We start from the raw sequence: 20,511 nt of genomic DNA on the forward strand, positions 1-20,511 counted from the left end.
TCCCCGCCTTCGCGGGGATGACGGCCGCAAAGGTGGAGAACCGGTTCCGTAATCCGCGCTGCCGGCCACCCTACCCCAGCGTGACCTCGGCGACGCGCAGCAGGGCGGCGCGGATGTCCGGATCGTCGGTCAGCGGTTCGATCAGGGCGGCGCGGATGGCACGTTCGGGCTTCATGCCGGAGCGGATCAGCGTGGCGCAGTAGATCAGCAGGCGGGTCGACACGCCTTCTTCCAGATCCTGGCCCTTCAGGGCGCGCAGGGCATTGGCGAGCCGCACCAGCGGGACGACGCGGTTTTCGGGCAGGCCGCTTTCGGTGGCGACGATGGGGATCTCGCGCTCGGGCGCGGGGAAATCGAACTCGACGGCCAGGAAGCGCTGGCGGGTGCTGGGCTTCAGCGCCTTCAGCACATTCTGGTAGCCGGGGTTGTAGGACACCACCAGCATGAAGCCCGGAGGCGCTTCCAGCGTTTCGCCGGTGCGGTCAAGCGGCAGGATGCGGCGGTCGTCGGTCAGCGGGTGCAGCACGACGGTGACGTCCTTGCGCGCCTCCACCACCTCATCGAGATAGCAGATCGCGCCTTCGCGGACGGCACGGGTGAGAGGCCCGTCAGCCCAGACGGTGTCGCCGCCCTTCAGCAGATAGCGGCCGGTCAGGTCGGCGGCGGTCAGGTCGTCGTGGCAGGAAACGGTGTAGAGCGGGCGGCCGAGCTTGGCGGCCATATGGGCGACGAAGCGGGTCTTGCCGCAGCCGGTCGGCCCCTTCAGCAAAAGCGGCAGGCGGTGGTTGTAGGCATGCTCGAACAGCGCGCACTCGTCGCCCGTCGGCTGATAGTAGGGCAGATCGGCGCTGTTGGCGGCATCGGCGGTTTCAGGCACGACGGCAAGAGGGGCGGCGCTGCGGATCATCGCAAAGACTCCTGAAAAACGGACGGCCCCCGCCGCGGATACGGACGGGGGCCGGAGGTTCGAGGCTTACTCGGCCGCCTGGAGGCCGCCGGCGACGGCAACCGGACGCTCTTCACGGGCCGGGCCGAAGATGGCGTAGAGGTAGACCACCACGCCGATCCCGACGGCGACGCCGCCGCCCAGACGCAGCCAGTAGAACATGGCGATCTGTTCCTGGACCTCCATGTAGCCCATGCCCATCACGCGCTGCAGGTGGGTCTGCACGATGCCGGCGGCGGTCAGGGCGAAGGTCATGAAGGCCATGCCGCCGCTCATCAGCCAGAAGCTCCAGATGTTGAGCGTCTGGTTGTAGGGCGCCCGGCCGCGCAGGTAGGGCATGGCGTAGGTGATGATGGCGAGGTTGATCATCGCATAGGCGCCGTAGAAGGCGAGGTGCCCGTGCGCCGCGGTCACCTGGGTGCCGTGGGTGTAGTAGTTGATCGGGGCCAGCGTGTGCAGGAAGCCCCACAGCCCGGCGCCGAAGAAGGCGAAGACCGCGCAGCCCAGCGACCACAGCATCGCCGCCTTGTTCGGGTGACGACGGCCGCTCTTCCAAACCATCAGGAAGGCGAAGACGACCATGGTGAAGAAGGGGGCGACTTCCAGCGTGGAGAACAGCGAACCGATCCACTGCCAGTAGCCGGGCGTGCCGATCCAGTAATAGTGGTGGCCGGTGCCGAGGATGCCGCTGAACAGGGCCAGGCCGACCATGGCGTACAGCCACTTCTCGACCACTTCACGGTCGACGCCGGTCATCTTGATCATCAGGAAGGCGAGGATGGAGGCCAGCACCAGTTCCCACACGCCCTCGACCCACAGATGGACGACGTACCACCAGTACATCTTGTCCAGCGACAGGTTGCCCGGGTTGTAGAAGGAGAACAGGAAGAAGATGGCGATGCCCCACATGCCCACCAGCAGGATGTTGGTGATGACCGTGCGGCGGCCCTTCAGCACCGTCAGCGTGATGTTGTAGAGGAACATCAGCGCGACGACGACGATGGCGGCCTTGATCCACAGGGGCTGTTCCAGGAACTCGCGCCCTTCATGGATGCGGAAGACATAGCCGACGACGGCGGCCAGCGCGCCGAAGACGAACAGGCCAAGCTGGATCAACGCCAGTTTCGGGCTGTGCAGTTCGGTTTCAGCCTCTTCCGGGACCAGGTAATAGGCGGCGCCGAAGAAGCCGATCAGCAGCCAGACGATCAGCGCGTTGGTATGGATCATCCGGATGATGTTGAAGGGCAGCAGCTCCGACAACGTGTTGGGCAGAACATAGACGGTGCCGGCCAGGAGACCCACCAGGATCTGCACACCGAACAGCCCCATGGCCGCCGCGAAGTAATAGAGGGCGACTTTTTGTGATTCGTACTTCATGACGAAAATCTCCTCAGCCCGACAGCTTGGGCGGCCAGTTCTGGGTGTTGATGCGGCTGGTCCATTCCAGGAAGGCGGCGAGATCCTCGACCTCCTTCTCAGACAGGTTGAACTGCGGCATCTGGCGCCGGCCTTCGATCCCGGAGGGCTGGGCCGCCATCCAGGCCTTCAGTGCCATCACCGCACCTTCGGGGTCCTTGTCGCCGCCGTAACGCAGCCAGACGTTGCCCAGCTCGGGTGCGAAATAAGCGCCCTCGCCCAGCAGCGTGTGGCAGTTGATGCAGGAATTCTTTTCCCACACATGCTTGCCGCGGACGACCGCTTCGGTCAGCCCCTTCTTGTCGGTGCTGGTGTTGACGATGTAGTTGTGGCTAAGCGCGGTCATCGTGACAAATGTCGCAAAGAAAAATAGCGATCCGCCATAGAAGATGTTGCGCGCGGCCGCCTTGGTAAAGCGTTCGGTCATCGCTTGGGATCCCTGGAAGTCTCGATCTGTCGGTCGAGTGGGGTCGGTTCGGGAGGCGTTGGTTGCGCGAAGCCGCAGTCTGGAAGCAGGGGCCGGAAGACGGGCGTCGCAGCGTCTTACCGCCACGGGTCGGACGAATAATTGACCGTGGAAGGAGGGCATTCCTTGACCGAGGTCAAGCCGAATGGGGGATGGCGGACATATCATTCGCATACGTGATGACAAGGTTTGGACACGGGATTTGGAAATGGCCGACATCGAGATGACGGACCTGGAAATGGCGGGCCCGGACGAAAGGGCGAGCGGCCTTGCCGCCCTGCCCGGCAACCTGATGATGTGGATTCTGATTTTCAGCGAACTCGCGGTGTTCGGCGCAGCCTTCATCGGCTTCGCCGTCGCCCGCGTGCTGGACCCGGCGACCTTCGCCGCGGGTCAGGCCCATCTGAACGGCACGGCGGGCGCGCTGAACACCATGGTGCTGGTCACCAGCGGCTATCTGGCCGCCCGCGGCGTCGCCGCCGGCCGGCGCGGCGCGGTGGCGCAGGCCCGCCGGGCGATGATGATCGCGGCGGCGGTGGGATCGGTGTTCCTGGCGGTGAAGGCGATGGAATATTCGGCCACGCTGGGCGCCGGCCTGACCATCGACACCAACACCTTCTTCACCCTCTATTTCCTGCTGACCGGCTTCCACGCCCTGCATGTGGTGCTGGGGATCGTCATCCTGCTGCTGGTCAGCCGGTCCGGCCCCGACACGCTGGTCGAGAATCTGGAGACGGGCGCGGCCTTCTGGCACATGGTCGATCTGGTCTGGGTGATCCTCTATCCGCTCGTCTATCTTATCCGCTGAGGAGACCCGTCATGACGTTTCTCAAGAAGATCGACCGGCTGACGCTGTCCTGGCTGGTGCTGATCGGCCTGACCCTCGTCACCCTTCTGTTCGCCCGCCATGGCGATGCGGGCGGCAGTGTCGGCATCGCCGGGGCGGCGCTGCTGCTGGCGTTGGCGGTGACGAAGGGGCGGGAAATCCTTCTGCATTACCTGGAACTGGACCAGGCCGGCCCTGGCTGGCGGCTGGCGATGACCGGCTGGCTGGTGTTGCTGTGCGGGGTCATCCTGCTGGTCACCGCGGCCGGCGCGCTGGGCTGGATCGGCCCGCACTGAGTCCCATCGAATAAGGAAAGCCGGGAATGACCGAAGCCAAGCTGGGCCTGATCCTGACCAGCGTCGCCGTTACCGTGGTGGCGGTGGCGCTCTACCGCCAGCGCGCGCTGGGACGCAACGGGCTGGTGACGGTGATCGCCGCCACCGCCGCCATCTTCGCCGCGATGTTCTTCACCCAGTGATCCCGCTCACGCCGCCAGAAGCGTCGCCACCAGTTCGGAGTCCGGGTCCGTCAGATCGTCGATGACGTCGAAGTGGTGTCGCCCCTCGGCCAGCCGCAGAGCGGTCGCCACCCCCAGCCCGAGCCAGACGTTGGCAAGCAGTTCCGACTGACGGACGAACTCCGGCCGTTCGGCGGCCCCCACCCAGCAGGTGATGCCGGTGCCCGGCCGGGGACGCAGCAGGGCCGGGCTTTCCGCCGCGGCCTCCGCCTCGTCGAGCCGCAGCGTGCTGTTCATGCCGGTGTTCAGCAGCGGCCGCAGGTCGTGCAGGCCGCTGATCGAGACGACATGCCCGACCCGATCCCGGACCTCTTCCGACAGCGGGGCGTCGGCGCAGGCGAGCCGGCTGACCAGATGACCGCCGGCGGAATGGCCGGTCAGGCGTAGCGGCCCGGCCTGTGCCCTTGCGATGGTTTCCACCGCCCGCGCCACCTGTCGGGTGATGCCGGCGATGCGGTTTTCCGGACAGAGCGTGTAGCCGGGCATGGCGACCGCCCAGCCGCGCGCGAGCGGCCCGGCGGCCAGATGCGACCAGCGCCCCTTGTCGAAGGCCATCCAGTAGCCGCCATGGACGAAGACCACGGTTCCCTTGGCCGGCCCCTCCGGCCGGAACAGGTCGTAGCGTTCCCGCTCCCCCTCGCCATAGGGCAGGTCCAGCTCCGCCCGGCCGACGCCGGCAATCTCCGCCCGGAAGGCGGCGGCCCGCTCCGCCCATCGCGCGGGGTAGGTGTCGCCGCCGGGAATGTAGGCGCTGTTGCTGTAGGCGTCGTCCCAGTCCACGATCCTGTGCAAACCCGTCAAAGCACCGTCCTCACCCGCCAGAGTTCCGGGAAAAGCTCCACCGCCAGCATGTTGCGCAGGTAGGACACGCCGCCGGTCCCGCCGGTGCCGCGCTTGAAGCCGATCACCCGCTCCACCGTCGTGACGTGGTTGAAGCGCCAGCGGCGGAAGTAATCCTCGAAATCCACCAGCTTCTCGGCAAGTTCGTAGAGCGGCCAATGGGTTTCGGGCGACTGGTAGATCACCCGCCAAGCCTCGGTCACGCCGTCATTGGGCTGATGGGTCTGCGAGACGTCGCGCTCCAGAACCTCCGCCGGGACGGGAATGCCGTTGCGGGCGAGCAGGCGCAACGCCTCGTCATACAGGCTGGGGCGGGACAGTTCCTGTTCCAGCAGGGCATGGATTTCCGGACGGTGGGCGTGGGGCCGCAGCATCGCCGGATTGCGGTTGCCCAGCAGGAATTCGATCTCCCGGTACTGGTAGGACTGGAAGCCGGAGGACTGGCCGAGATCGTCGCGGAAACGGGTGTATTCGCTGGGCGTCATCGTGCGCAGCACGTCCCAGGCCGAGTTCAGCTGTTCGAAGATGCGGGCGACGCGGGCCAGCATCTTGAAGGCGGGCGACAGCCGGTCCTCGCGGATCGCCTCGCGGGCGGCGCGGATCTCGTAGACGGCCAGCCGCATCCACAGCTCCGACGTCTGGTGCTGGATGATGAACAGCATCTCGTCATGGGCGGTGGAACGCGGGAGCTGCGCCCCCAGGATGCGGTCAAGCTGCAGATAGTCGCCGTAGGACATCCGCCCGTCGAACGCCATCTGCGCGCCTTCGGACGCCGGATCGTAAGGTCCCCTCTTGTCCTGCCCACTCATGTTACGATCGCCTTCTTGTGGTATTCGGGCCGGTCCCAAAGCCCGCCGTCCATAACCTGCTTCAGAGTCGCGACGGCGCCGCGCACCTCCGACTCGCCGATGTAGAGCGGGGTGAAGCCGAAGCGCAGCACGTCGGGCGCGCGGAAGTCGCCGATCACGCCGCGGTCGATCAGCGCCTGCATGATGGCGTAGCCCTGGGGATGGCGGAACGACACCTGGCTGCCGCGCCGGGTGCCGTCGCGCGGGGAGGCCAATTCCAGCATCGGGCATTGCGCCTCGACCAGCTCGATGAACAGGTCGCCCAGCGCGACGGAGGCGCGGCGGATGTCGGCCATGTCGACATCGTCCCAGACATCCAGCGCGGCGTCGAGCGCGGCCAGCGCGATCACCGGCGGGGTGCCGACGCGCATCCGCTCCACCCCGGCACCGGGGCGGTAGGAGGGGTCGAAGGCAAAGGGCGCCTCGTGCCCCATCCAGCCGGACAGCGCTGGCCGCGCGGTTTCCGCATGCTGCGGGGCGACATAGATGAAGGCCGGAGCGCCCGGCCCGCCATTCAGATACTTGTAGGTGCAGCCGACGGCGAAATCGGCCCCGGCGCCGGCCAGATCGACCGGCAGCGCACCGGCGGAATGGGCGAGATCCCACACCGTCACCACCCCGGCCGCATGGGCCTTGGCGGTCAGCGCCGCCATGTCGTGCAGGCGGCCGGTCCGGTAATCGACCTGGGTCAGCATCAGCACGGCGACATCCTCGCCGATCGCGGCCTCGACCTCCTCCGGCGCCACCACCTTCAGGACATGACCGCGGCCCAGCGTTTCGATCAGCCCCTCGGCCATGTAGAGGTCGGTGGGGAAATTGCCGCTATCGGACAGGATCACCCGGCCGTCCGGCCGCATCGCCAGCGCGGCGGCGAGCGCCTGATAGACCTTGATCGACAGGGTATCGCCGACCACGACGCTGCCCTCCGGCGCGCCGATCAGCCGGGCGATGCGGTCGCCGAGTTTACGTGGCTGCACCATCCAGCCGGCGCTGTTCCAGCCGCGGATCAGCTGGCCGCCCCATTCATCGGCCAGGGTGCGGGCCACCCGCTCCTCGGCACCGATCGGCAGCGGCCCCAGCGAGTTGCCGTCGAGATAGATCACCCCGTCGGGAAGGCGGAAGCGGGCGCGGGTCTTGTGAAAATCGGTCATCGATCTGACTGCTCCTTCCCGGTGAAGGATGCCCGGCAATCGCTGGCTTTGCAAATTGTCGCGATGCTTAAGCGTATCAGACGATATGAATTCTCCATTGTCCCGGATGCCGCGAAAGTGGAGGATCGCACCGGCCGGAATGCCCGGCCGCCATCACCGCCACTACGGACCGGACGCACCGCCATGTTCAACGCGCTTTCCCGCCAGCCCGACGACGCCCTGCTCGCCCTGATCGGGCTGTACAAGCAGGATCCGCGGCCGGGCAAGGTCGATCTCGGCGTCGGGGTCTACCGTGACGAGGAGGGGCGCACCCCGGTGTTCCGCGCGGTCAAGGCGGCGGAACGGCTGCTGCTGGAGGGGCAGGACAGCAAGTCCTATCTGGGGCTGGAAGGCGACGCGGGGTATCTGGAGCGGCTGTGGTCGCTGGTGGGCGGCGCGGCCGGGACGAAGGTCACCGCCGCCGGCGTGCAGACCCCCGGCGGATCGGGTGCGCTGCGACTGGCCGCCGACCTCGTCCTGCGCGGCGGGTCGAAGCGCGTGCTGGTCGGCCAGCCGACCTGGCCCAACCATGTCGGCATCTTCGCCGCCGCCGGCCTTGAGGTGGTGAGCCATCCCTTCTTCGACACCGCCAGCCAGACCGTGCTGTTCGACCGCATGGTCGCGGCGTTCGAGGCGGCGCAGCCCGGCGACGTCGCCCTGCTGCACGGCAGCTGCCACAACCCGACCGGCGCGCCGCTGTCGCTCGACCAGTGGAAGACGATCGCGGCGGTGCTGGAGACGCGCGGCGTGCTGCCGCTGGTCGATCTCGCCTATCAGGGCTTCGGCCGCGGGCTGGACGAGGATGCGGAGGGGCTGCGTTACCTGATCGGCGCCCTGCCGGAAACGCTGGTCGCGGTGTCGTCGTCCAAGTCCTTCGGCCTCTACCGCGAGCGTACCGGCGCCATCTTCGCCGTCGCCGCGGCGCCGGCCGCTGCCGATCTCGCCAAGTCCAACCTGATGGCGCTGGCCCGCACCAGCTACTCCATGCCGCCCGACCATGGCGCCGCCGTGGTCCGCACCATTCTGAGCGACGCCGCCCTGACCGCCGACTGGACCGCCGAGCTGGACGGCATGCGCGCCCGCATCACCGGCATCCGCCGCAAGCTGGCCGCCGGGCTGGCCGGCGCCTTCCCCGCCCTCACGGCGGTGGCGGAGCAGGAGGGCATGTTCTCCCTGCTGCCGCTGACCGAGGCGGAGGTGCTGCGCCTGCGCGCCGACCATGCCATCTACATGCCGACCTCCGGCCGCATCAACATCGCCGGCCTGAAGACGGCCGAGGTGGACGATGTGGTGGCGAAGTTCGTAGCTCTTCGTTGAAGTGAGGACGGACGACGATGGCCGCGACCCTCCAGGCCCCGCCCGCCGCGGTGGAGCGTCACCAGCTGTATGAAGACGCGCTCGCCATGCTGATGGGCACGCTGTTCATCGCGCTGGGCATGCTGATCTATTCCAAGACGATGCTGCTGACCGGCAGCACCGCCGGCTTGGCACTGCTGCTGAGCTACATCACCAAGGTTCAGTTCGGCATCATCTTCTTCGCGATCAACCTGCCCTTCTATTGGCTGGCCTGGAAGCGGCTGGGCTGGCAGTTCACCGCGCGTACCTTCATCGCCGTGGCGCTGGTGACCTTGTTCTCCCGCCTGACCGACCAGTGGGTGGGCTTCACCCATCTGGACCCCGTCTATGCGACGGTGGTGGGCAGCGGGCTTTGCGGCACCGGCCTCTTGATGCTGTTCCGCCACCGCACCGGCCTGGGCGGCGTCAACATCCTGGCGATCTACCTGCAGGAGACCTACGGCATCCGCGCCGGCTATTTCCAGCTGGGCGTCGACCTCGCCATCCTGGGCGGCGCCTTCTTCGTGCTGGCGCCGGACCGGCTGCTGCTGTCGATCCTGGGGGCCGTCATCGTCAACATCACGCTGGCGATCAACCACAAGCCGGGGCGTTATCTCGGCATCAGCTGAGGCGTGACCGCTGCGGACGCCTGGAGTCAACCTCCGCAATCTTCTCGGCCGTCATCCCCGCGAAGGCGGGGATCCAGGCTTTTCCGGAATGAAGCCATTGGGAAAGCTGGATTCCCGCCTTCGCGGGAATGACGGCCGAGAAAGGTTCTTAACGTAACTGAGAACTCTCAACGCCCGCAGCAGGCCTTGTGCTTGCGCCCCGAGCCGCAGGGGCAGGGATCGTTGCGGCCGACCTTCACCACGCGGCGCGGCGGGTCCTTCGGGTTCAGGACGCTGTCGACATAGAGCCAGCGGCCATCGACCCGGCGGAAGCGCGACCGTTCGTGCAGCGGCCACTCCTCCCCGTCGCGGTGGAAGGTCAGGAAGAACTCGACCATGCCGTCGTCGCCGGTCTCCTCCGTCTTCATGACGGTCAAAGGCCCCCACTCGCATTCCTGCGCCACCCGTTCGGCATCGGCCCGGCTAAAGGCGGCGTGGGTTTCCGGGGCGCAGCTGCGCTCGATATGGTCGATGTCATGGCGGACGAAGGCGGTGTAGCGCGACCGCATCAGCGCTTCGGCCGAGGGGGCGGGCTGCCCGGCCAGGATCGGGCCGCAGCAGCGGTCGAATGCAAGACCCGAACCGCAGGGGCAGGCGGACATCACGATACGGTTCCTTCCATAAGCAGCAGGTAACGGCCGGCGGCACGGTGCCTGCCGAAACTTAACGCCGTCTCAACAATTCCCAACGGATCCTTTGATCCGGGGCGGCGATATTGACGCTTGGCATGGACATCGTCCAGAACGGTGAGCCCTGCAAAAAGGGTATGGCGCAAACGGGGTGTGGCGATGAGCGCGGGAGTCGGCAGCAAGGTGATCGGCAGTACGATGACCGCGACGGGCGAGCGGCGGCGGCTCAGCCTGCTTTTCAGGTCCCTGTCCGGCCGCCATGCCGATGTGGCGACGATGCGGCTGCCCACCCCCCGCGCCGTCCTGCTGCGGCTGGCCGGCGCCGCCCTGTTCCTGGCGCTGGCGGTCGGCGGCATCGCCTTTCTGGTCGAAGTCGAGATTGCCGATGGCCGTGTGGTTGAACTGGCGCGGGAGGAATCGGCGGCTTTCCTGACCGAAGCCCGCTCCTCGCTCGCGGCCGGCGCCGCCGATTCGGATTTGGAGTCGTCGCTCCAGCGCTTCATGGCCAGCCGCAACGGGCTGTACCTGAACCATGGCGACGGCCATTTCATCGTCGCGGAGCTTTATGCACCCGATCAGCGGAAGACGGCCGAATATGTCGCACCCGGTGCGGAATGGGCGGAACAGCGGCTGTCTTCCACCCGGCACGGCTTCCCCGCCGACGGTGACGCGATCTACGACCGCTTCACGCTGGACGGCCATATCTTCATCCAGACGATGGAGCCGCTGCTCGATTCCGATGGCCGGCTGCTCGGCTATTTCGAAAGCGTCTTCCAGCTTTCGGCCCGCCGCTCGCACGAGATCCTGCGCGACACCGCAACGGTGGTCGCCGTGTCGTCGCTGTCGGTGCTGGGAACGGCACTCGTCCTGCTGCCGATCTTCGGGGCCTACAACCGGGGCATCCTGCGGCTGTCGCGCGGCCTGCTCGACGCCAACATCGGCATGCTGACCGCGCTGGGCAGCGCCATCGCCAAGCGCGACAGCGACACCAACGCCCACAATTACCGGGTGACGGTCCTGGCCATCCGTCTGGCCGAGGCGCTGGGACTGGAGGAGGCGGCGATCCGGCAGTTGGTGAAGGGCGCCTTCCTGCACGATGTCGGCAAGATCGCCATTCCCGACAGCATCCTGCTGAAACCCGGCAAGTTGGATGCCGAGGAGTTCGCGGTGATGAAGACCCATGTCGTCCATGGGCTGGACATCGTCGGCTCGTCCGACTGGCTGGCCGATGCGGCCGACGTGGTCGGCGGCCATCACGAGAAGTTCGACGGATCGGGCTATCCGCGCGGGCTGCAGGGGGACGCGATTCCGATTTCCGCCCGCATCTTCGCCGTCGCCGACGTGTTCGATGCCCTGACCTCCCGCCGCCCCTACAAGGAGCCGATGTCCTACGCCACCACCATGGGCATCCTCGCCGACGGGGCCGGCAAGCATTTCGACCCGGACGTGCTCGCCCGCTTCACCGCCATCGCCGCCGGCCTGCACGAACGGCTGACCGAGATGGGCGACGACGGGGTGCGGGAGGAGCTGAGCAGACTGGTGATGCGCTATTTCAAGCTGGCCTGAGCCGGCTTAAGCGCTGAGGCCGCGCAGGAACAGGTCCACCGCCTTGTCGACGAAGGCGTGGCGCTCCTCCTCCGTCGGTGCCGGACACAGACCCAGCACGAGCTGGCAATAGGCGCCGCCCTGCATGGCGGCCAGGAACTGCCGGGCGACGAAGGCGGGATCGTCGGTGGCGATCACCCCGCGCTCGGCCAGCCGGGTGAACAGGGCGACGAAGTTGGCGATCCCCTGCTCCGGCCCCGCCTGGAAATAGAGCCGGGCAGCGAGCGGCATCCGCGTCGCCTCCCCCACCACCGCCTGATGGACACGGATCGCCGCATCCGACCACAGCAGGTCGGTGAAGCGGCGGCCGACCTGGATCAGGACGTCGCGCAACGGCATCCCATCGAACATCTCCGCCGAAAAGCGCAGGCCGCGCCGTTCGCATTCGGCGGAGATCACCGCGGTGTAAAGCTCCTCCTTCGACGGAAAGCGGGTGTAAAGGGTGGTCTTGGACACCCGCGCCTGCTGCGCCACCTGATCCATCGACGTGGCGGCATAGCCAAGCTCGAGAAACACCTCCCGCGCGGCGGCGACGATCTGTTCCGCCTTCGCATCATGGGACACGGGCGGATGAGACGCTTTTTGCTCCGATGACTGCACTGAACTGTACCGTTCACTCTTGACGTGGGATGGGTGCCGGAGTAGGACGGTAACAGTACGATACAGTCCAGTCCAGTGGGGAGACGTGGTATGGCCCGATTCCGCGAAAGGCGGCTTGCGTCCGCCGTGATGGCGACAACGGCGCTGCTGACGGTGGCGGGCCTGCTCGCCGGCTGCAATGAAACGCAGTCCGCCTCCACTCCGGCGGAAGGAGAGGTGCGGCCGGTCCGCGTCGCCACCGTGGCACTGGAACCGCTGGTCGACAGCGTGCGCTACCCGGCGGTGATCCGCCCGCGGGTGGAGGCCGATGTCGGATTCCGCGTCGGCGGCAAGGTGACCGCCCGGCTGGTGGAGGTCGGAACCCGCATCGAACCCGGCATGCCGCTGGCCCGGCTGGACCCGACCGACCTGCAATTGCAGATTCGCGCCGCCCAGGCGCAGTTGGCCTCGGCCCAGGCCGACGCGGCCAACGCCCGCAGCGATTTCCAGCGCTATGCCAGCCTGCGCCAGGGCGAATGGACGACGCGCCAGGAATACGACCGCCGCAAGACCACGCTGGACAAGGCCGACTCCAAGGTGCGGGAGCAGGAGGCGCAGCTGCGCGTCCTCACCAACTCCGCCCAATATGCCACGCTGGTGGCGGACGAAGCCGGCATCGTCACCGCGACGCTGATCGAACCGGGACAGGTGGTGGCCGCCGGCCAGACCGCCCTGCGCGTCGCCCGGCTGGGCGCGCTCGAAGCTGTGGCGAACATCCCCGAGCAGAGCGTCGGCGCCCTGCCCCGCCAGACGCTGTCGGTCGAGCTGTGGTCGCACCCCGACCAGAGCATCGCCGGCACCTTGCGCGAGGTCTCGCCCAGCGCCGATGCCGCGACCCGCACCTTCCAGGCGAAGATCGCGCTGACCGATCCGCCGCCGACGGTCCAGCTCGGCATGACCGCCACGGTCACCGCCGCTGCGGGCCATGGCGCCCCGGTCGCCCGACTGCCGCTGAGCGCGCTGACCCAGCGCGAGCAGGCGCCGGCGGTTTGGGTGCTGTCGGCGCCGGACGACCGGCTGGAGCTGCGCCCGGTCACCGTCGCGGCTTACGCCGGCGACCTTGCCCTGATCGGCGGCGGGTTGAAGGACGGCGAGTGCGTCGTCACCGCCGGTGTGCACAAGCTCGACGCCGGCCAGAAGGTCCGCGTCTGGACGGAGCCGGCACGATGAACCACTCCCGCCTCAACCTGTCGGCCTGGGCGCTGGCCCACCGCACGCTGGTGCTGTTCATGATGCTCGCCAGCGTGCTGGCGGGTGCGCTGGCCTACAAGACTTTGGGCCGGGCGGAGGATCCGTCCTTCACCTTCAAGGTGATGGTGGTGCGCACCCAATGGCCGGGCGCCACCGCGCGCGAGGTCGAGCAGTTCGTCACCGACCGCATCGAGAAGAAGCTGGAGGAGGTGCCCTATTACGACGTCTCCCGCAGCTATTCCAAGCCCGGCGAGTCGGTGGTCTTCGTCCAGCTGAAGGACTACACCCCGCCGAAAATGGTGCCGGACCTGTGGTACCAGGTGCGCAAGAAGATCGGCGACATCCGCTATACCCTGCCCGACGGCGTGGTCGGCCCCTTCTTCAACGACGAATTCGGCGACGTCTATTCCGCCATCTACGCCTTCATGGGGGATGATTTCACCCCGGCCCAGCTGAAGAAGGTGGCCGAACAGGCGCGCGCCCGCCTGCTGAAGCTGCCGGGCGTCGAGAAGATCGACCTGATCGCCCCGCAGGAGGAGCGCGTCTATGTCGAGATCTCCAGCCAGCGGCTTGCCAGCTTCGGCCTGCCTGTGGAGTCGGTGATCCAGGCGCTCCAGCGCGAGAACGCCATCGCCGCGTCGGGCGACGTCGATACCGGATCGCAGCGCGTCTATGTCCGGCTGGACCTCGGCCTCGACACCGCGGCGGCGGTGCGGGCGATTCCGGTGGAGAGCGGCGGCCGGTTGCTGACCATCGGCGACGTGGCGGAGGTCAAGCGCGGCTATGTCGAACCGCGGCGCTACACCCTGCGTTACGACGGCCGCGACGCCATCGGGATCGGCGTGGTGATGGCGAAGGGCGGCAACGTCCTGAAGCTTGGCGAGCAGCTGGAATCTGCGATGGAGAAGGTCCGCGCCGAACTGCCGGTCGGGCTGGAGGTGGCGCAGGTCGCCGACCAGCCGAAGGTGGTCGAACATTCGGTCGGCGAATTCATGGAATCGCTGGCCGAGGCGTTGGGCATCGTCATCCTGGTCAGCCTCGTCAGCCTGGGCTGGCGCACCGGCATCGTCGTGGCGCTGGCGGTTCCGCTGGTGCTGGCGATGACGCTGGTGGCGATGCAGCTTCTCCATATCGACCTGCAGCGCATCTCGCTGGGCGCGCTCATCATCGCGCTCGGCCTGCTGGTGGACGACGCCATCATCGCGGTGGAGATGATGGTGGTGAAGATGGAACAGGGCTGGGACCGGTTGAAGGCGGGCGCCTTCGCCTACACCTCCACCGCCTTCCCGATGCTGAGCGGCACCATCGTCACCGCCGCCGGCTTTGTGCCGGTCGGATTCGCGGCGTCGGCGGCCGGCGAATACACCAATTCGATCTTCTGGGTGGTGGCGCTCTCGCTGCTGCTGTCCTGGGTGGTGGCGGTGGTCTTTACCCCCTATCTCGGCTGGCTGCTGCTGCCCAAGCCCAAGCATGTCGTGCCGGATGGGCACGAGCTGGACATCTACGACACCCGCGCCTACCGCATCCTGCGCGGCATGATCGAAGCCTGCGTGCGGGCGCGCTGGGTCACCATCGGCGTGACCGTGGCGGCCTTCGTCACTGCACTCGTCGGCTTCGGCCATGTCCAGCAGCAGTTCTTCCCGTCGGCCAGCCGGCCGGAGTTGCTGATCGACATCCGTCTCGCCGAAGGCTCCTCCTTCGAGGCGACCGCCGCCGAAGTGAAGCGGATGGAGGCGGTGCTGGCCAAGGACCCGGACGTCGATTACTGGGTCGCCTACACTGGCGGCGGCTCGCCGCGCTTCTACCTGCCCTTGGACCAGCAGTTGGAGACCGCCAACTTCGCCCAATTCATGGTGATGACCAAGGGGCTGGAGCAGCGCGAGCAGTTCATGCAGCGGCTGGAGCCGAGGCTGGAATCCGACTTCCCCGCCGCCCGCGTCCGCATCAGCCGGCTGGAGAACGGCCCGCCGGTCGGCTATCCGGTGCAGTTCCGCGTCACCGGCGAGGACCCGGCGACCATCCGCAAGATCGCCTATCAGGTGCGCGACACCATGCGCGGGCACCCCAACACCGCCAACGTCCATCTGGATTGGGACGAGCTGTCCAAGCGCGTCCGGCTGGAGGTGGACACCGCCAAGGCGCGTGCGCTCGGCGTGTCGAAGCAGGATTTGTCCAACGCCCTGCAACTGCTGTTGAACGGCATGTCGGTCACCCAGTACCGCGAGGGTACGGAGCTGATCGGCGTCCTGCTGCGCACCACGCCGGAGGAGCGGATGGATTTGTCGCGGCTGGGCGAGCTGAACATCCGCACCAGCCGCGGCACCACCGTGCCCCTCAGCCAGGTCGCCAGCGTGCGTTATGAACTGGAGGAACCGGTCCTGTGGCGCCGGGCGCGCGAGACGACGATGACGGTCAAGGGCGACGTGACCGGCGGCCTGCAGGCCCCGGTAGTCAGCACCCAGCTGAACACGCAGTTGAACGCGCTGCGCGCCACCCTGCCCGACGGCTACGCCATCACCATGGGCGGCGCCATCGAGGAAAGCGCCAAGGGCCAGGACTCGATCAACGCCATGATGCCGGTGATGCTGCTGATCATGGTCACCACGCTGATGCTGCAGCTGCAGAGCTTCTCGCGGGTGTTCATGGTCCTGCTGACCGCACCGTTGGGGCTGATCGGCGTCACCGCCTCGCTTCTGCTGTTCAACCTGCCCTTCGGCTTCGTCGCCATGCTGGGCGTCATCGCGCTGGCCGGCATCATCATGCGCAACTCGGTCATCCTGGTCGACCAGATCGAACAGGACATCCGCGGCGGCCGGTCCCGCTGGGACAGCATCGTCGAGGCGACCGTCCGCCGTGCCCGCCCCATCGCGCTGACCGCCGCTGCGGCGATCCTCGCCATGATCCCGCTGACGCAGAGCGTCTTCTGGGGTCCGATGGCGGTCGCCATCATGGGCGGTCTGGCGGGCGCCACCGTGCTGACGATCTTCTTCCTGCCGGCGCTCTACGCGGCGTTGTTCCGCGTGCCCAGGCCGGAAACGGAAGAGGTGGAGGACGACGGGATGAGCGGAGCGCTGCCCAGGCCGGCGCTGGGGGATTGACGGATCGGGAGAGGTGCCGGGTTACTTCGGCATCTCTCCGGTACGGAGAGCGTAGGGCTTGATGAGGCTTTCCGCCGGGATCGACCAAGCGGTGTGGAGCTTCCATGCCATCTCGACGGTCAGGCGGCGCTGTCGGTTCAGCACCTCGCTCGCCCGTGGCCGCGACCCGAGCAGACGTCCGAGATCCGACTGCGTGTAGCCGGCCGCATCCATCCGGGCCTTGATCGCCTCGACCGGATCGGGGGTGTCGATGGGCCAGCGGGAGGACTCATAGACATCGACCAGCGTGCCGAGAACCTCAAGCCGGTCATGCTCCGGGGTTCCCGGTTCGGCATCCCAAAGCCGTTCGATCTCCTCAACCGCCGCCGCATGATCGGTATCCGAATGGATGGGCTTCAGGTCGGTCATTCCAGGTCTCCTCAATACCGGTCGACCGTAAGGGCATCGACGCGGTCATACTCGGCGTGCGTCCCAATGAACTTCACGAACACGATGTTGGCGGTGAACTTGAAGGCGACGATCAGGCGATAGCTGCCACCGCAGATCTCGAACCGGACTCGCTCGCCGTTCAGGACCTTCGCCCTTGGATAGCTCTTCATCACGTCATCCATGCAGGTCCACTGGCATGCCTTCACCGTCCGGAACCACTCCTTGAGAGGCTGTTCCGTTTCCGGAAGCCGTTCCCAGAAGTCGGTCAGAGTGGCGCGCTTGATGACGTTCATACTCTCAAGCTTACAGCGTTCCCATTTGGGGAACAACTCTGTCCAATCACGCGGCCGAGAGGAATATTTCACCGCGACGTTTCAGCTTGACCACGGTCAAGGGGCGGACGCGCAACCCATGACAAGGTGGCGCCACAATCGATCTCCCGATTGCATCATCAATTGCTGATGATCCTCTTTCGTACTGTAACTTTGCGCCCGGAGGCCCCCGCCTCCGGGCGCATTTTTTTAGGCCGAATGCCGTCTCAGTCGGCCCGCCGTCCCGCCACCGCCAGCGTCAGCCGGCCGACATTCGGCCTCTCCCGCAGAAGGCGCCGGCCGCCCACTTCGATCCGGCGATAGGCCGGGCCGGCCATCAGAAGGCAGGCGGTGACCATCGCCACCAGCAGCGCCATCGACCAGCCGCCGGGCAGCGCCTTGCGGTCGTAGATGCCGAGACCCAGCCCGAGCACCCTTGTGGTGGCATATTCGACGAAGCCGTGGATCAGGTAGAGCGAATAGGACACGTCGCCCAGCCAGACCAGCGGCCGGACATTCAAGGCACCCGCGGCTCGGCCGCGGTTGGCGACCGCCGCCAGGATCAGCAGGGCGAACAGCGGCACCGCCAGCAGGTCCGGCCCGCCGCTGTGCAGAAGCAGCAGGATCGCCAGCACGACCCCGGCCATCGTCAGGTCACTCGACAGCACCGACGCGGCAAGCCCGCTGCGGAAGGCGCTGTAGAGCAGCGTGCCCAGCAGGAATTCCGGCAGGCAGCGCAGCAGCGTCTGCGGCCCGTCCCACTGGTTCAGATTGTCCTGCGTCGCCCAGGCCAGCAGGCAGAGCGTCGCCAGCGCACCGGCCGCCATCAAGGCCTGCGTCCGGCCGTTGGACCGCCAAACCCAGGGCAGCGCGAAGGGGAAGACCAGATAGGCCATGAATTCCAGGCTGATCGACCATGCCGGATAATTCCAGCTCAGCACGCTGGCATAGAGGCCCTGGAGCATGAACAGGTTGGCGACCAGCGCCCAGATCGATTCGGCGCCCTTCAGCGGGATCGCCGGGAAGCTGCCGGTGGCGGTGTACTCCACCGTCCGCACGGCCAGCGCGGTCGCCACGAACAGCAGCAGGACCGCCAGATGCAGCGGATAGAGCCGGGCGATGCGCGCCCTCAGGAAGCTCCAGTATTTGTCGCCGACCGACCGGCTGAAGGTGTCGTGATAGACATGGGTCAGCACGAAGCCGCTGAGCATGAAGAACAGGTCGACGGCCAGATAGCCCTTCTGCACCAGATGCGTGTAGCTGTCCGGGTGCAGGTTGGGGAAATACTGGAAACTGTAATGGTACAGCACCACCCACAGGGCCGCGATGCCGCGCAACGGGGTAAGGGAGTGCAGGTGACGGGGTTGGGTCTGCGTGCTCATGGCGCAGCCATCGACCGCCCTGCCATGACTCCGGCCCAAGAGTTCCCGCAGAGATCCTTCCTAACCACATCGCCCTCCAGCCGTTGCTCCGCGCGACCGTGCCTCTTGCAGACGGACGGGCGGCGCTATCGCTGGTTAACGGCGGAGGTGAGGATTGGTTTCGTGGCTGGCTGTTACAGAATAGGGACCATCACAGGAAGAAGACCAGCGTGGTCAGGCCCAGCAACGGTACGAGAATGCCGCAGGACCAGGCCATGTAGCCGAAGAAGCTGGGCATGGCGACGCCCCGTTCCTCGGCGATCGCCTTGACCATGAAGTTGGGGGCATTGCCGATATAGCTGTTGGCGCCCATGAAGACCGCACCGGCGGAGATCGCGGTCAGCGTCAGCGACAGGTCGGTCATCAGCGGCTGCGCCTCGCCGCCGGCGGTGTTGAAGAAGATCAGGTAGGTGGGGGCGTTGTCGAGGAAGCTGGACAGGATGCCGGTCGCCCAGAAATAGGCGGCCGGGTTGGGCTTCCCGCCCTCGTTCACCGCGGAGATGATGGCGCCCAGCGCGCCGTCGGTGCCGGCCTTCAGGATGGCGATGGCCGGGATGATGGTCAGGAAGATGGCGGCGAACAGCTTCGCCACCTCCAGGATCGGGCCCCAGCTGAAGCCGTTCAGGCGTCGGCTCTGCTTGCTGGTCAGCGCCAGCGACAGGCCGGTGATGCCCAGCAGCAGCAGGTTCGACACGATGGTCTCCAACTGCACCGTCACATGGTACAGCGTGACCCCCACGCCGGGATGCCAGACGCCGCTCAGCAGAACCGCACCGATGATGGCGACCAGCAGCAGCAGGTTGACGCTGCCCTCGATGCGGATCGGCTCGCGCTCGTGAACGCCCTCGATCAGCGGATGCTTGCCGGGGTCGCGGGTGTGCAGGACGAGGTCCAGCACGAAATAGATCACCAGCAGCAGGCCCGACAGGAAGGACATCGGCGCCAGCAGATGGACCGTCGGCCAGAAGAAATCGACGCCCTTCAGGAAGCCGAGGAACAGCGGCGGGTCACCCAGCGGCGTCAGCGATCCGCCGACATTCGACACCAGGAAGATGAAGAAGACGATGGTGTGGACCCGGTAGCGCCGGTGTTCGTTCGCCCGCAGCAGCGGGCGGATCAGCAGCATGGAGGCGCCCGTGGTGCCCATCAGGCTCGCCAGCACCGTGCCGAGCGCCAGCCCGACGGTGTTGGCCGCAGGCGTTCCCACCAGCGACCCGGTCAGCCGCACGCCGCCCGCCACCGTGAACAGCGCGGTCAGCAGCACGATGAAGGGGATGTATTCCAGCAGGACCGTGTGCAGCAGTTCGTAGGTCGCGAGGTCGATCCCGAAGGTCGCGGCGAAGGGCACCAGGAAGGCCAGCGCCCAGGCCGCCGAAATCTTGCCGAAGTGATGGTGCCAGACCGTCGGCGCCAGCAGCGGGAACAGCGCGATCGACAGCAGGATTCCGGCGAAGGGCACGACCCAGGCGGCACTCAGCAGCCGCCCGTCCAGATGCGGCACGCCGCCATGGGCAACCTCCGCCGCCACCTCCGCCGCCTGGACTCCGTGCGTGCTCAGCAGCACGCCGCCGACGGCGAGCGCCGCGCCGAGAACGGCCGGAAGGAAGGATGGGCGGCGTTGGTGCGTGGGGGAATTGATCATCGGTCCGGATGGTAGGCTGACGAAAGAAGCGGGAGTATGCGGATTGACGCAGCGTAAGCCAAGCCGGAAGGGACGTTGACCACACGAACTTTCGTAGGCGGGGGCGGCGCCGCCTACCGGCAGGCCCGCATCGCCACCGCCTGATCCTTCACCCCGGTCCAGTCCGACAGGGGCCGGCAGTCCGTACCCGCGCACAGCCGATGCTCGCCGGTGAAGTTTGAGGCCGCCAGCGTGACGCTGTCCTGCGGCGGCAGGCCGGGCGTCCAGACCATCCAGCCGTCGGCGGTCAGCCGGGCGTCGGGGCCGGGCTCCATCCCGGCGCCGGTGCCGCGGATGCGGGCCTCCGTCGGGCGCAGCCGGCCGGCCTCGAGCGTCCAGTTCTCCCGCCACTCGGTCTTCTCGATGGAGTGGGTCCAGGACAGGGTGAACTGCGTCCCCGGCAGCGACGCCAGCAGCGCGCCGCCGAGGGCGAACAGACAGAGTCCGGCCATGGA

21 protein-coding genes are annotated in these 20,511 nt (G+C 67.1%); 8 read left to right on the forward strand and 13 right to left on the reverse strand.

Going from position 1 to position 20,511, the window contains the following annotated elements; genetic code table 11:
* Positions 1 to 70: 70 nt before the first annotated feature.
* The 3 genes from TSO5_RS21180 to TSO5_RS21190 form a co-directional block, all read right to left on the reverse strand.
* A complete protein-coding gene (locus TSO5_RS21180; protein ID WP_199230968.1) occupies positions 71 to 907 on the reverse strand; it encodes a CbbQ/NirQ/NorQ/GpvN family protein in 837 nt (278 codons plus the stop codon).
* A 66-nt stretch (positions 908 to 973) separates the two neighbouring features.
* Positions 974 to 2,323, reverse strand: coding sequence for a cbb3-type cytochrome c oxidase subunit I (locus TSO5_RS21185; protein ID WP_109153415.1), 1,350 nt, complete (start codon positions 2,321 to 2,323; stop codon positions 974 to 976).
* Between the two features lie 13 nt (positions 2,324 to 2,336).
* Positions 2,337 to 2,789: a cytochrome c gene (locus TSO5_RS21190; protein WP_109153416.1), complete on the reverse strand. Its 453-nt coding sequence runs from the start codon at positions 2,787 to 2,789 to the stop codon at positions 2,337 to 2,339.
* 247 nt (positions 2,790 to 3,036) lie between these two features.
* On the opposite strand from TSO5_RS21190, the gene TSO5_RS21195 reads away from it, so the two are divergent.
* The 3 genes from TSO5_RS21195 to TSO5_RS32990 are packed head-to-tail and all read left to right on the forward strand — an operon-like array spanning position 3,037 to position 4,132.
* A complete protein-coding gene (locus TSO5_RS21195) occupies positions 3,037 to 3,636 on the forward strand; it encodes a cytochrome c oxidase subunit 3 family protein (RefSeq protein ID WP_109153417.1) in 600 nt (199 codons plus the stop codon).
* An 11-nt stretch (positions 3,637 to 3,647) separates the two neighbouring features.
* Complete coding sequence (locus TSO5_RS21200) at positions 3,648 to 3,950, forward strand: cytochrome C oxidase subunit IV family protein (RefSeq protein ID WP_247870861.1); 303 nt, start codon at positions 3,648 to 3,650, stop codon at positions 3,948 to 3,950.
* Between the two features lie 26 nt (positions 3,951 to 3,976).
* Positions 3,977 to 4,132, forward strand: a complete 156-nt coding sequence (locus TSO5_RS32990) for a hypothetical protein (protein WP_199230969.1) — start codon at positions 3,977 to 3,979, stop codon at positions 4,130 to 4,132.
* 6 nt (positions 4,133 to 4,138) lie between these two features.
* Here the strand turns inward: TSO5_RS32990 and TSO5_RS21205 are convergent, their stop codons facing one another.
* From TSO5_RS21205 to kynU, 3 genes are read right to left on the reverse strand one after another with little or no spacing between them, the layout of a single operon-like run.
* The gene (locus TSO5_RS21205; RefSeq protein WP_348981061.1) at positions 4,139 to 4,963 is read right to left on the reverse strand and encodes an alpha/beta hydrolase; all 825 of its coding nucleotides are present in this window, start codon (positions 4,961 to 4,963) and stop codon (positions 4,139 to 4,141) included.
* A 5-nt stretch (positions 4,964 to 4,968) separates the two neighbouring features.
* Positions 4,969 to 5,820 (reverse strand): tryptophan 2,3-dioxygenase, encoded by an 852-nt coding sequence (gene kynA / locus TSO5_RS21210; RefSeq protein WP_109153419.1) that lies wholly within the window; start codon positions 5,818 to 5,820, stop codon positions 4,969 to 4,971.
* Positions 5,817 to 7,010: a kynureninase gene (gene kynU, locus TSO5_RS21215; RefSeq protein WP_109153420.1), complete on the reverse strand. Its 1,194-nt coding sequence runs from the start codon at positions 7,008 to 7,010 to the stop codon at positions 5,817 to 5,819. Before kynU ends, kynA begins: the two co-directional genes overlap by 4 nt.
* Before the next feature lie 183 nt (positions 7,011 to 7,193).
* Between kynU and TSO5_RS21220 the strand changes: the two genes are divergently transcribed.
* The gene (locus TSO5_RS21220; protein WP_109153421.1) at positions 7,194 to 8,366 is read left to right on the forward strand and encodes an amino acid aminotransferase; all 1,173 of its coding nucleotides are present in this window, start codon (positions 7,194 to 7,196) and stop codon (positions 8,364 to 8,366) included.
* A 17-nt stretch (positions 8,367 to 8,383) separates the two neighbouring features.
* On the forward strand, positions 8,384 to 9,013 hold the full coding sequence (locus tag TSO5_RS21225; RefSeq protein ID WP_109153422.1) for a YitT family protein: 630 nt from the start codon (positions 8,384 to 8,386) through the stop codon (positions 9,011 to 9,013).
* A gap of 167 nt (positions 9,014 to 9,180) precedes the next feature.
* On the opposite strand, the gene TSO5_RS21230 is transcribed toward TSO5_RS21225, so the two are convergent.
* On the reverse strand, positions 9,181 to 9,654 hold the full coding sequence (locus TSO5_RS21230) for a YchJ family metal-binding protein (protein ID WP_109153423.1): 474 nt from the start codon (positions 9,652 to 9,654) through the stop codon (positions 9,181 to 9,183).
* 186 nt (positions 9,655 to 9,840) lie between these two features.
* Here TSO5_RS21230 and TSO5_RS21235 point away from each other — a divergent pair, with 186 nt between their 5' ends.
* Positions 9,841 to 11,247, forward strand: coding sequence for an HD domain-containing phosphohydrolase (locus TSO5_RS21235; RefSeq protein ID WP_247870862.1), 1,407 nt, complete (start codon positions 9,841 to 9,843; stop codon positions 11,245 to 11,247).
* Positions 11,248 to 11,253: 6 nt separating this feature from the next.
* On the opposite strand, the gene TSO5_RS21240 is transcribed toward TSO5_RS21235, so the two are convergent.
* Positions 11,254 to 11,850 (reverse strand): TetR/AcrR family transcriptional regulator, encoded by a 597-nt coding sequence (locus tag TSO5_RS21240; protein WP_247870863.1) that lies wholly within the window; start codon positions 11,848 to 11,850, stop codon positions 11,254 to 11,256.
* 126 nt (positions 11,851 to 11,976) lie between these two features.
* On the opposite strand from TSO5_RS21240, the gene TSO5_RS21245 reads away from it, so the two are divergent.
* Both TSO5_RS21245 and TSO5_RS21250 read left to right on the forward strand, forming a co-directional pair.
* A complete protein-coding gene (locus TSO5_RS21245; RefSeq protein WP_109153425.1) occupies positions 11,977 to 13,095 on the forward strand; it encodes an efflux RND transporter periplasmic adaptor subunit in 1,119 nt (372 codons plus the stop codon).
* Positions 13,092 to 16,214 carry an efflux RND transporter permease subunit gene (locus tag TSO5_RS21250; protein ID WP_109153426.1) on the forward strand — a complete coding sequence of 1,041 codons (3,123 nt, stop codon included), beginning with the start codon at positions 13,092 to 13,094 and terminating at the stop codon, positions 16,212 to 16,214. Before TSO5_RS21245 ends, TSO5_RS21250 begins: the two co-directional genes overlap by 4 nt.
* Before the next feature lie 21 nt (positions 16,215 to 16,235).
* Here the strand turns inward: TSO5_RS21250 and TSO5_RS21255 are convergent, their stop codons facing one another.
* The 5 genes from TSO5_RS21255 to TSO5_RS21275 form a co-directional block, all read right to left on the reverse strand.
* The gene (locus tag TSO5_RS21255) at positions 16,236 to 16,622 is read right to left on the reverse strand and encodes a helix-turn-helix domain-containing protein (RefSeq protein ID WP_109153427.1); all 387 of its coding nucleotides are present in this window, start codon (positions 16,620 to 16,622) and stop codon (positions 16,236 to 16,238) included.
* An 11-nt stretch (positions 16,623 to 16,633) separates the two neighbouring features.
* A complete protein-coding gene (locus TSO5_RS21260; RefSeq protein ID WP_109153428.1) occupies positions 16,634 to 16,936 on the reverse strand; it encodes a type II toxin-antitoxin system HigB family toxin in 303 nt (100 codons plus the stop codon).
* Between the two features lie 245 nt (positions 16,937 to 17,181).
* Positions 17,182 to 18,336 carry an acyltransferase gene (locus TSO5_RS21265; RefSeq protein WP_109153429.1) on the reverse strand — a complete coding sequence of 385 codons (1,155 nt, stop codon included), beginning with the start codon at positions 18,334 to 18,336 and terminating at the stop codon, positions 17,182 to 17,184.
* 190 nt (positions 18,337 to 18,526) lie between these two features.
* A complete protein-coding gene (locus TSO5_RS21270; protein ID WP_109153430.1) occupies positions 18,527 to 20,017 on the reverse strand; it encodes a sodium:proton antiporter in 1,491 nt (496 codons plus the stop codon).
* A gap of 113 nt (positions 20,018 to 20,130) precedes the next feature.
* Positions 20,131 to 20,508, reverse strand: a complete 378-nt coding sequence (locus TSO5_RS21275) for a DUF1850 domain-containing protein (protein ID WP_109153431.1) — start codon at positions 20,506 to 20,508, stop codon at positions 20,131 to 20,133.
* Positions 20,509 to 20,511 lie beyond the last annotated feature (3 nt).

The organism is Azospirillum sp. TSO5, assembly GCF_003116065.1.
Lineage (GTDB): Bacteria > Pseudomonadota > Alphaproteobacteria > Azospirillales > Azospirillaceae > Azospirillum.

Bases quoted from the DNA above. Each gene is read 5' to 3' on its own strand.
- TSO5_RS21180 (WP_199230968.1), bottom strand. From the start codon at position 907: ATGATCCGCAGCGCCGCCCCTCTTGCCGTCGTGCCTGAAACCGCCGAT.
- TSO5_RS21185 (WP_109153415.1), bottom strand. From the start codon at position 2,323: ATGAAGTACGAATCACAAAAAGTCGCCCTCTATTACTTCGCGGCGGCC.
- TSO5_RS21190 (WP_109153416.1), bottom strand. From the start codon at position 2,789: ATGACCGAACGCTTTACCAAGGCGGCCGCGCGCAACATCTTCTATGGC.
- TSO5_RS21195 (WP_109153417.1), top strand. From the start codon at position 3,037: ATGGCCGACATCGAGATGACGGACCTGGAAATGGCGGGCCCGGACGAA.
- TSO5_RS21200 (WP_247870861.1), top strand. From the start codon at position 3,648: ATGACGTTTCTCAAGAAGATCGACCGGCTGACGCTGTCCTGGCTGGTG.
- TSO5_RS32990 (WP_199230969.1), top strand. From the start codon at position 3,977: ATGACCGAAGCCAAGCTGGGCCTGATCCTGACCAGCGTCGCCGTTACC.
- kynA (WP_109153419.1), bottom strand. From the start codon at position 5,820: ATGAGTGGGCAGGACAAGAGGGGACCTTACGATCCGGCGTCCGAAGGC.
- kynU (WP_109153420.1), bottom strand. From the start codon at position 7,010: ATGACCGATTTTCACAAGACCCGCGCCCGCTTCCGCCTTCCCGACGGG.
- TSO5_RS21220 (WP_109153421.1), top strand. From the start codon at position 7,194: ATGTTCAACGCGCTTTCCCGCCAGCCCGACGACGCCCTGCTCGCCCTG.
- TSO5_RS21225 (WP_109153422.1), top strand. From the start codon at position 8,384: ATGGCCGCGACCCTCCAGGCCCCGCCCGCCGCGGTGGAGCGTCACCAG.
- TSO5_RS21230 (WP_109153423.1), bottom strand. From the start codon at position 9,654: ATGTCCGCCTGCCCCTGCGGTTCGGGTCTTGCATTCGACCGCTGCTGC.
- TSO5_RS21235 (WP_247870862.1), top strand. From the start codon at position 9,841: ATGAGCGCGGGAGTCGGCAGCAAGGTGATCGGCAGTACGATGACCGCG.
- TSO5_RS21245 (WP_109153425.1), top strand. From the start codon at position 11,977: ATGGCCCGATTCCGCGAAAGGCGGCTTGCGTCCGCCGTGATGGCGACA.
- TSO5_RS21250 (WP_109153426.1), top strand. From the start codon at position 13,092: ATGAACCACTCCCGCCTCAACCTGTCGGCCTGGGCGCTGGCCCACCGC.
- TSO5_RS21255 (WP_109153427.1), bottom strand. From the start codon at position 16,622: ATGACCGACCTGAAGCCCATCCATTCGGATACCGATCATGCGGCGGCG.
- TSO5_RS21260 (WP_109153428.1), bottom strand. From the start codon at position 16,936: ATGAACGTCATCAAGCGCGCCACTCTGACCGACTTCTGGGAACGGCTT.
- TSO5_RS21265 (WP_109153429.1), bottom strand. From the start codon at position 18,336: ATGAGCACGCAGACCCAACCCCGTCACCTGCACTCCCTTACCCCGTTG.
- TSO5_RS21270 (WP_109153430.1), bottom strand. From the start codon at position 20,017: ATGATCAATTCCCCCACGCACCAACGCCGCCCATCCTTCCTTCCGGCC.
- TSO5_RS21275 (WP_109153431.1), bottom strand. From the start codon at position 20,508: ATGGCCGGACTCTGTCTGTTCGCCCTCGGCGGCGCGCTGCTGGCGTCG.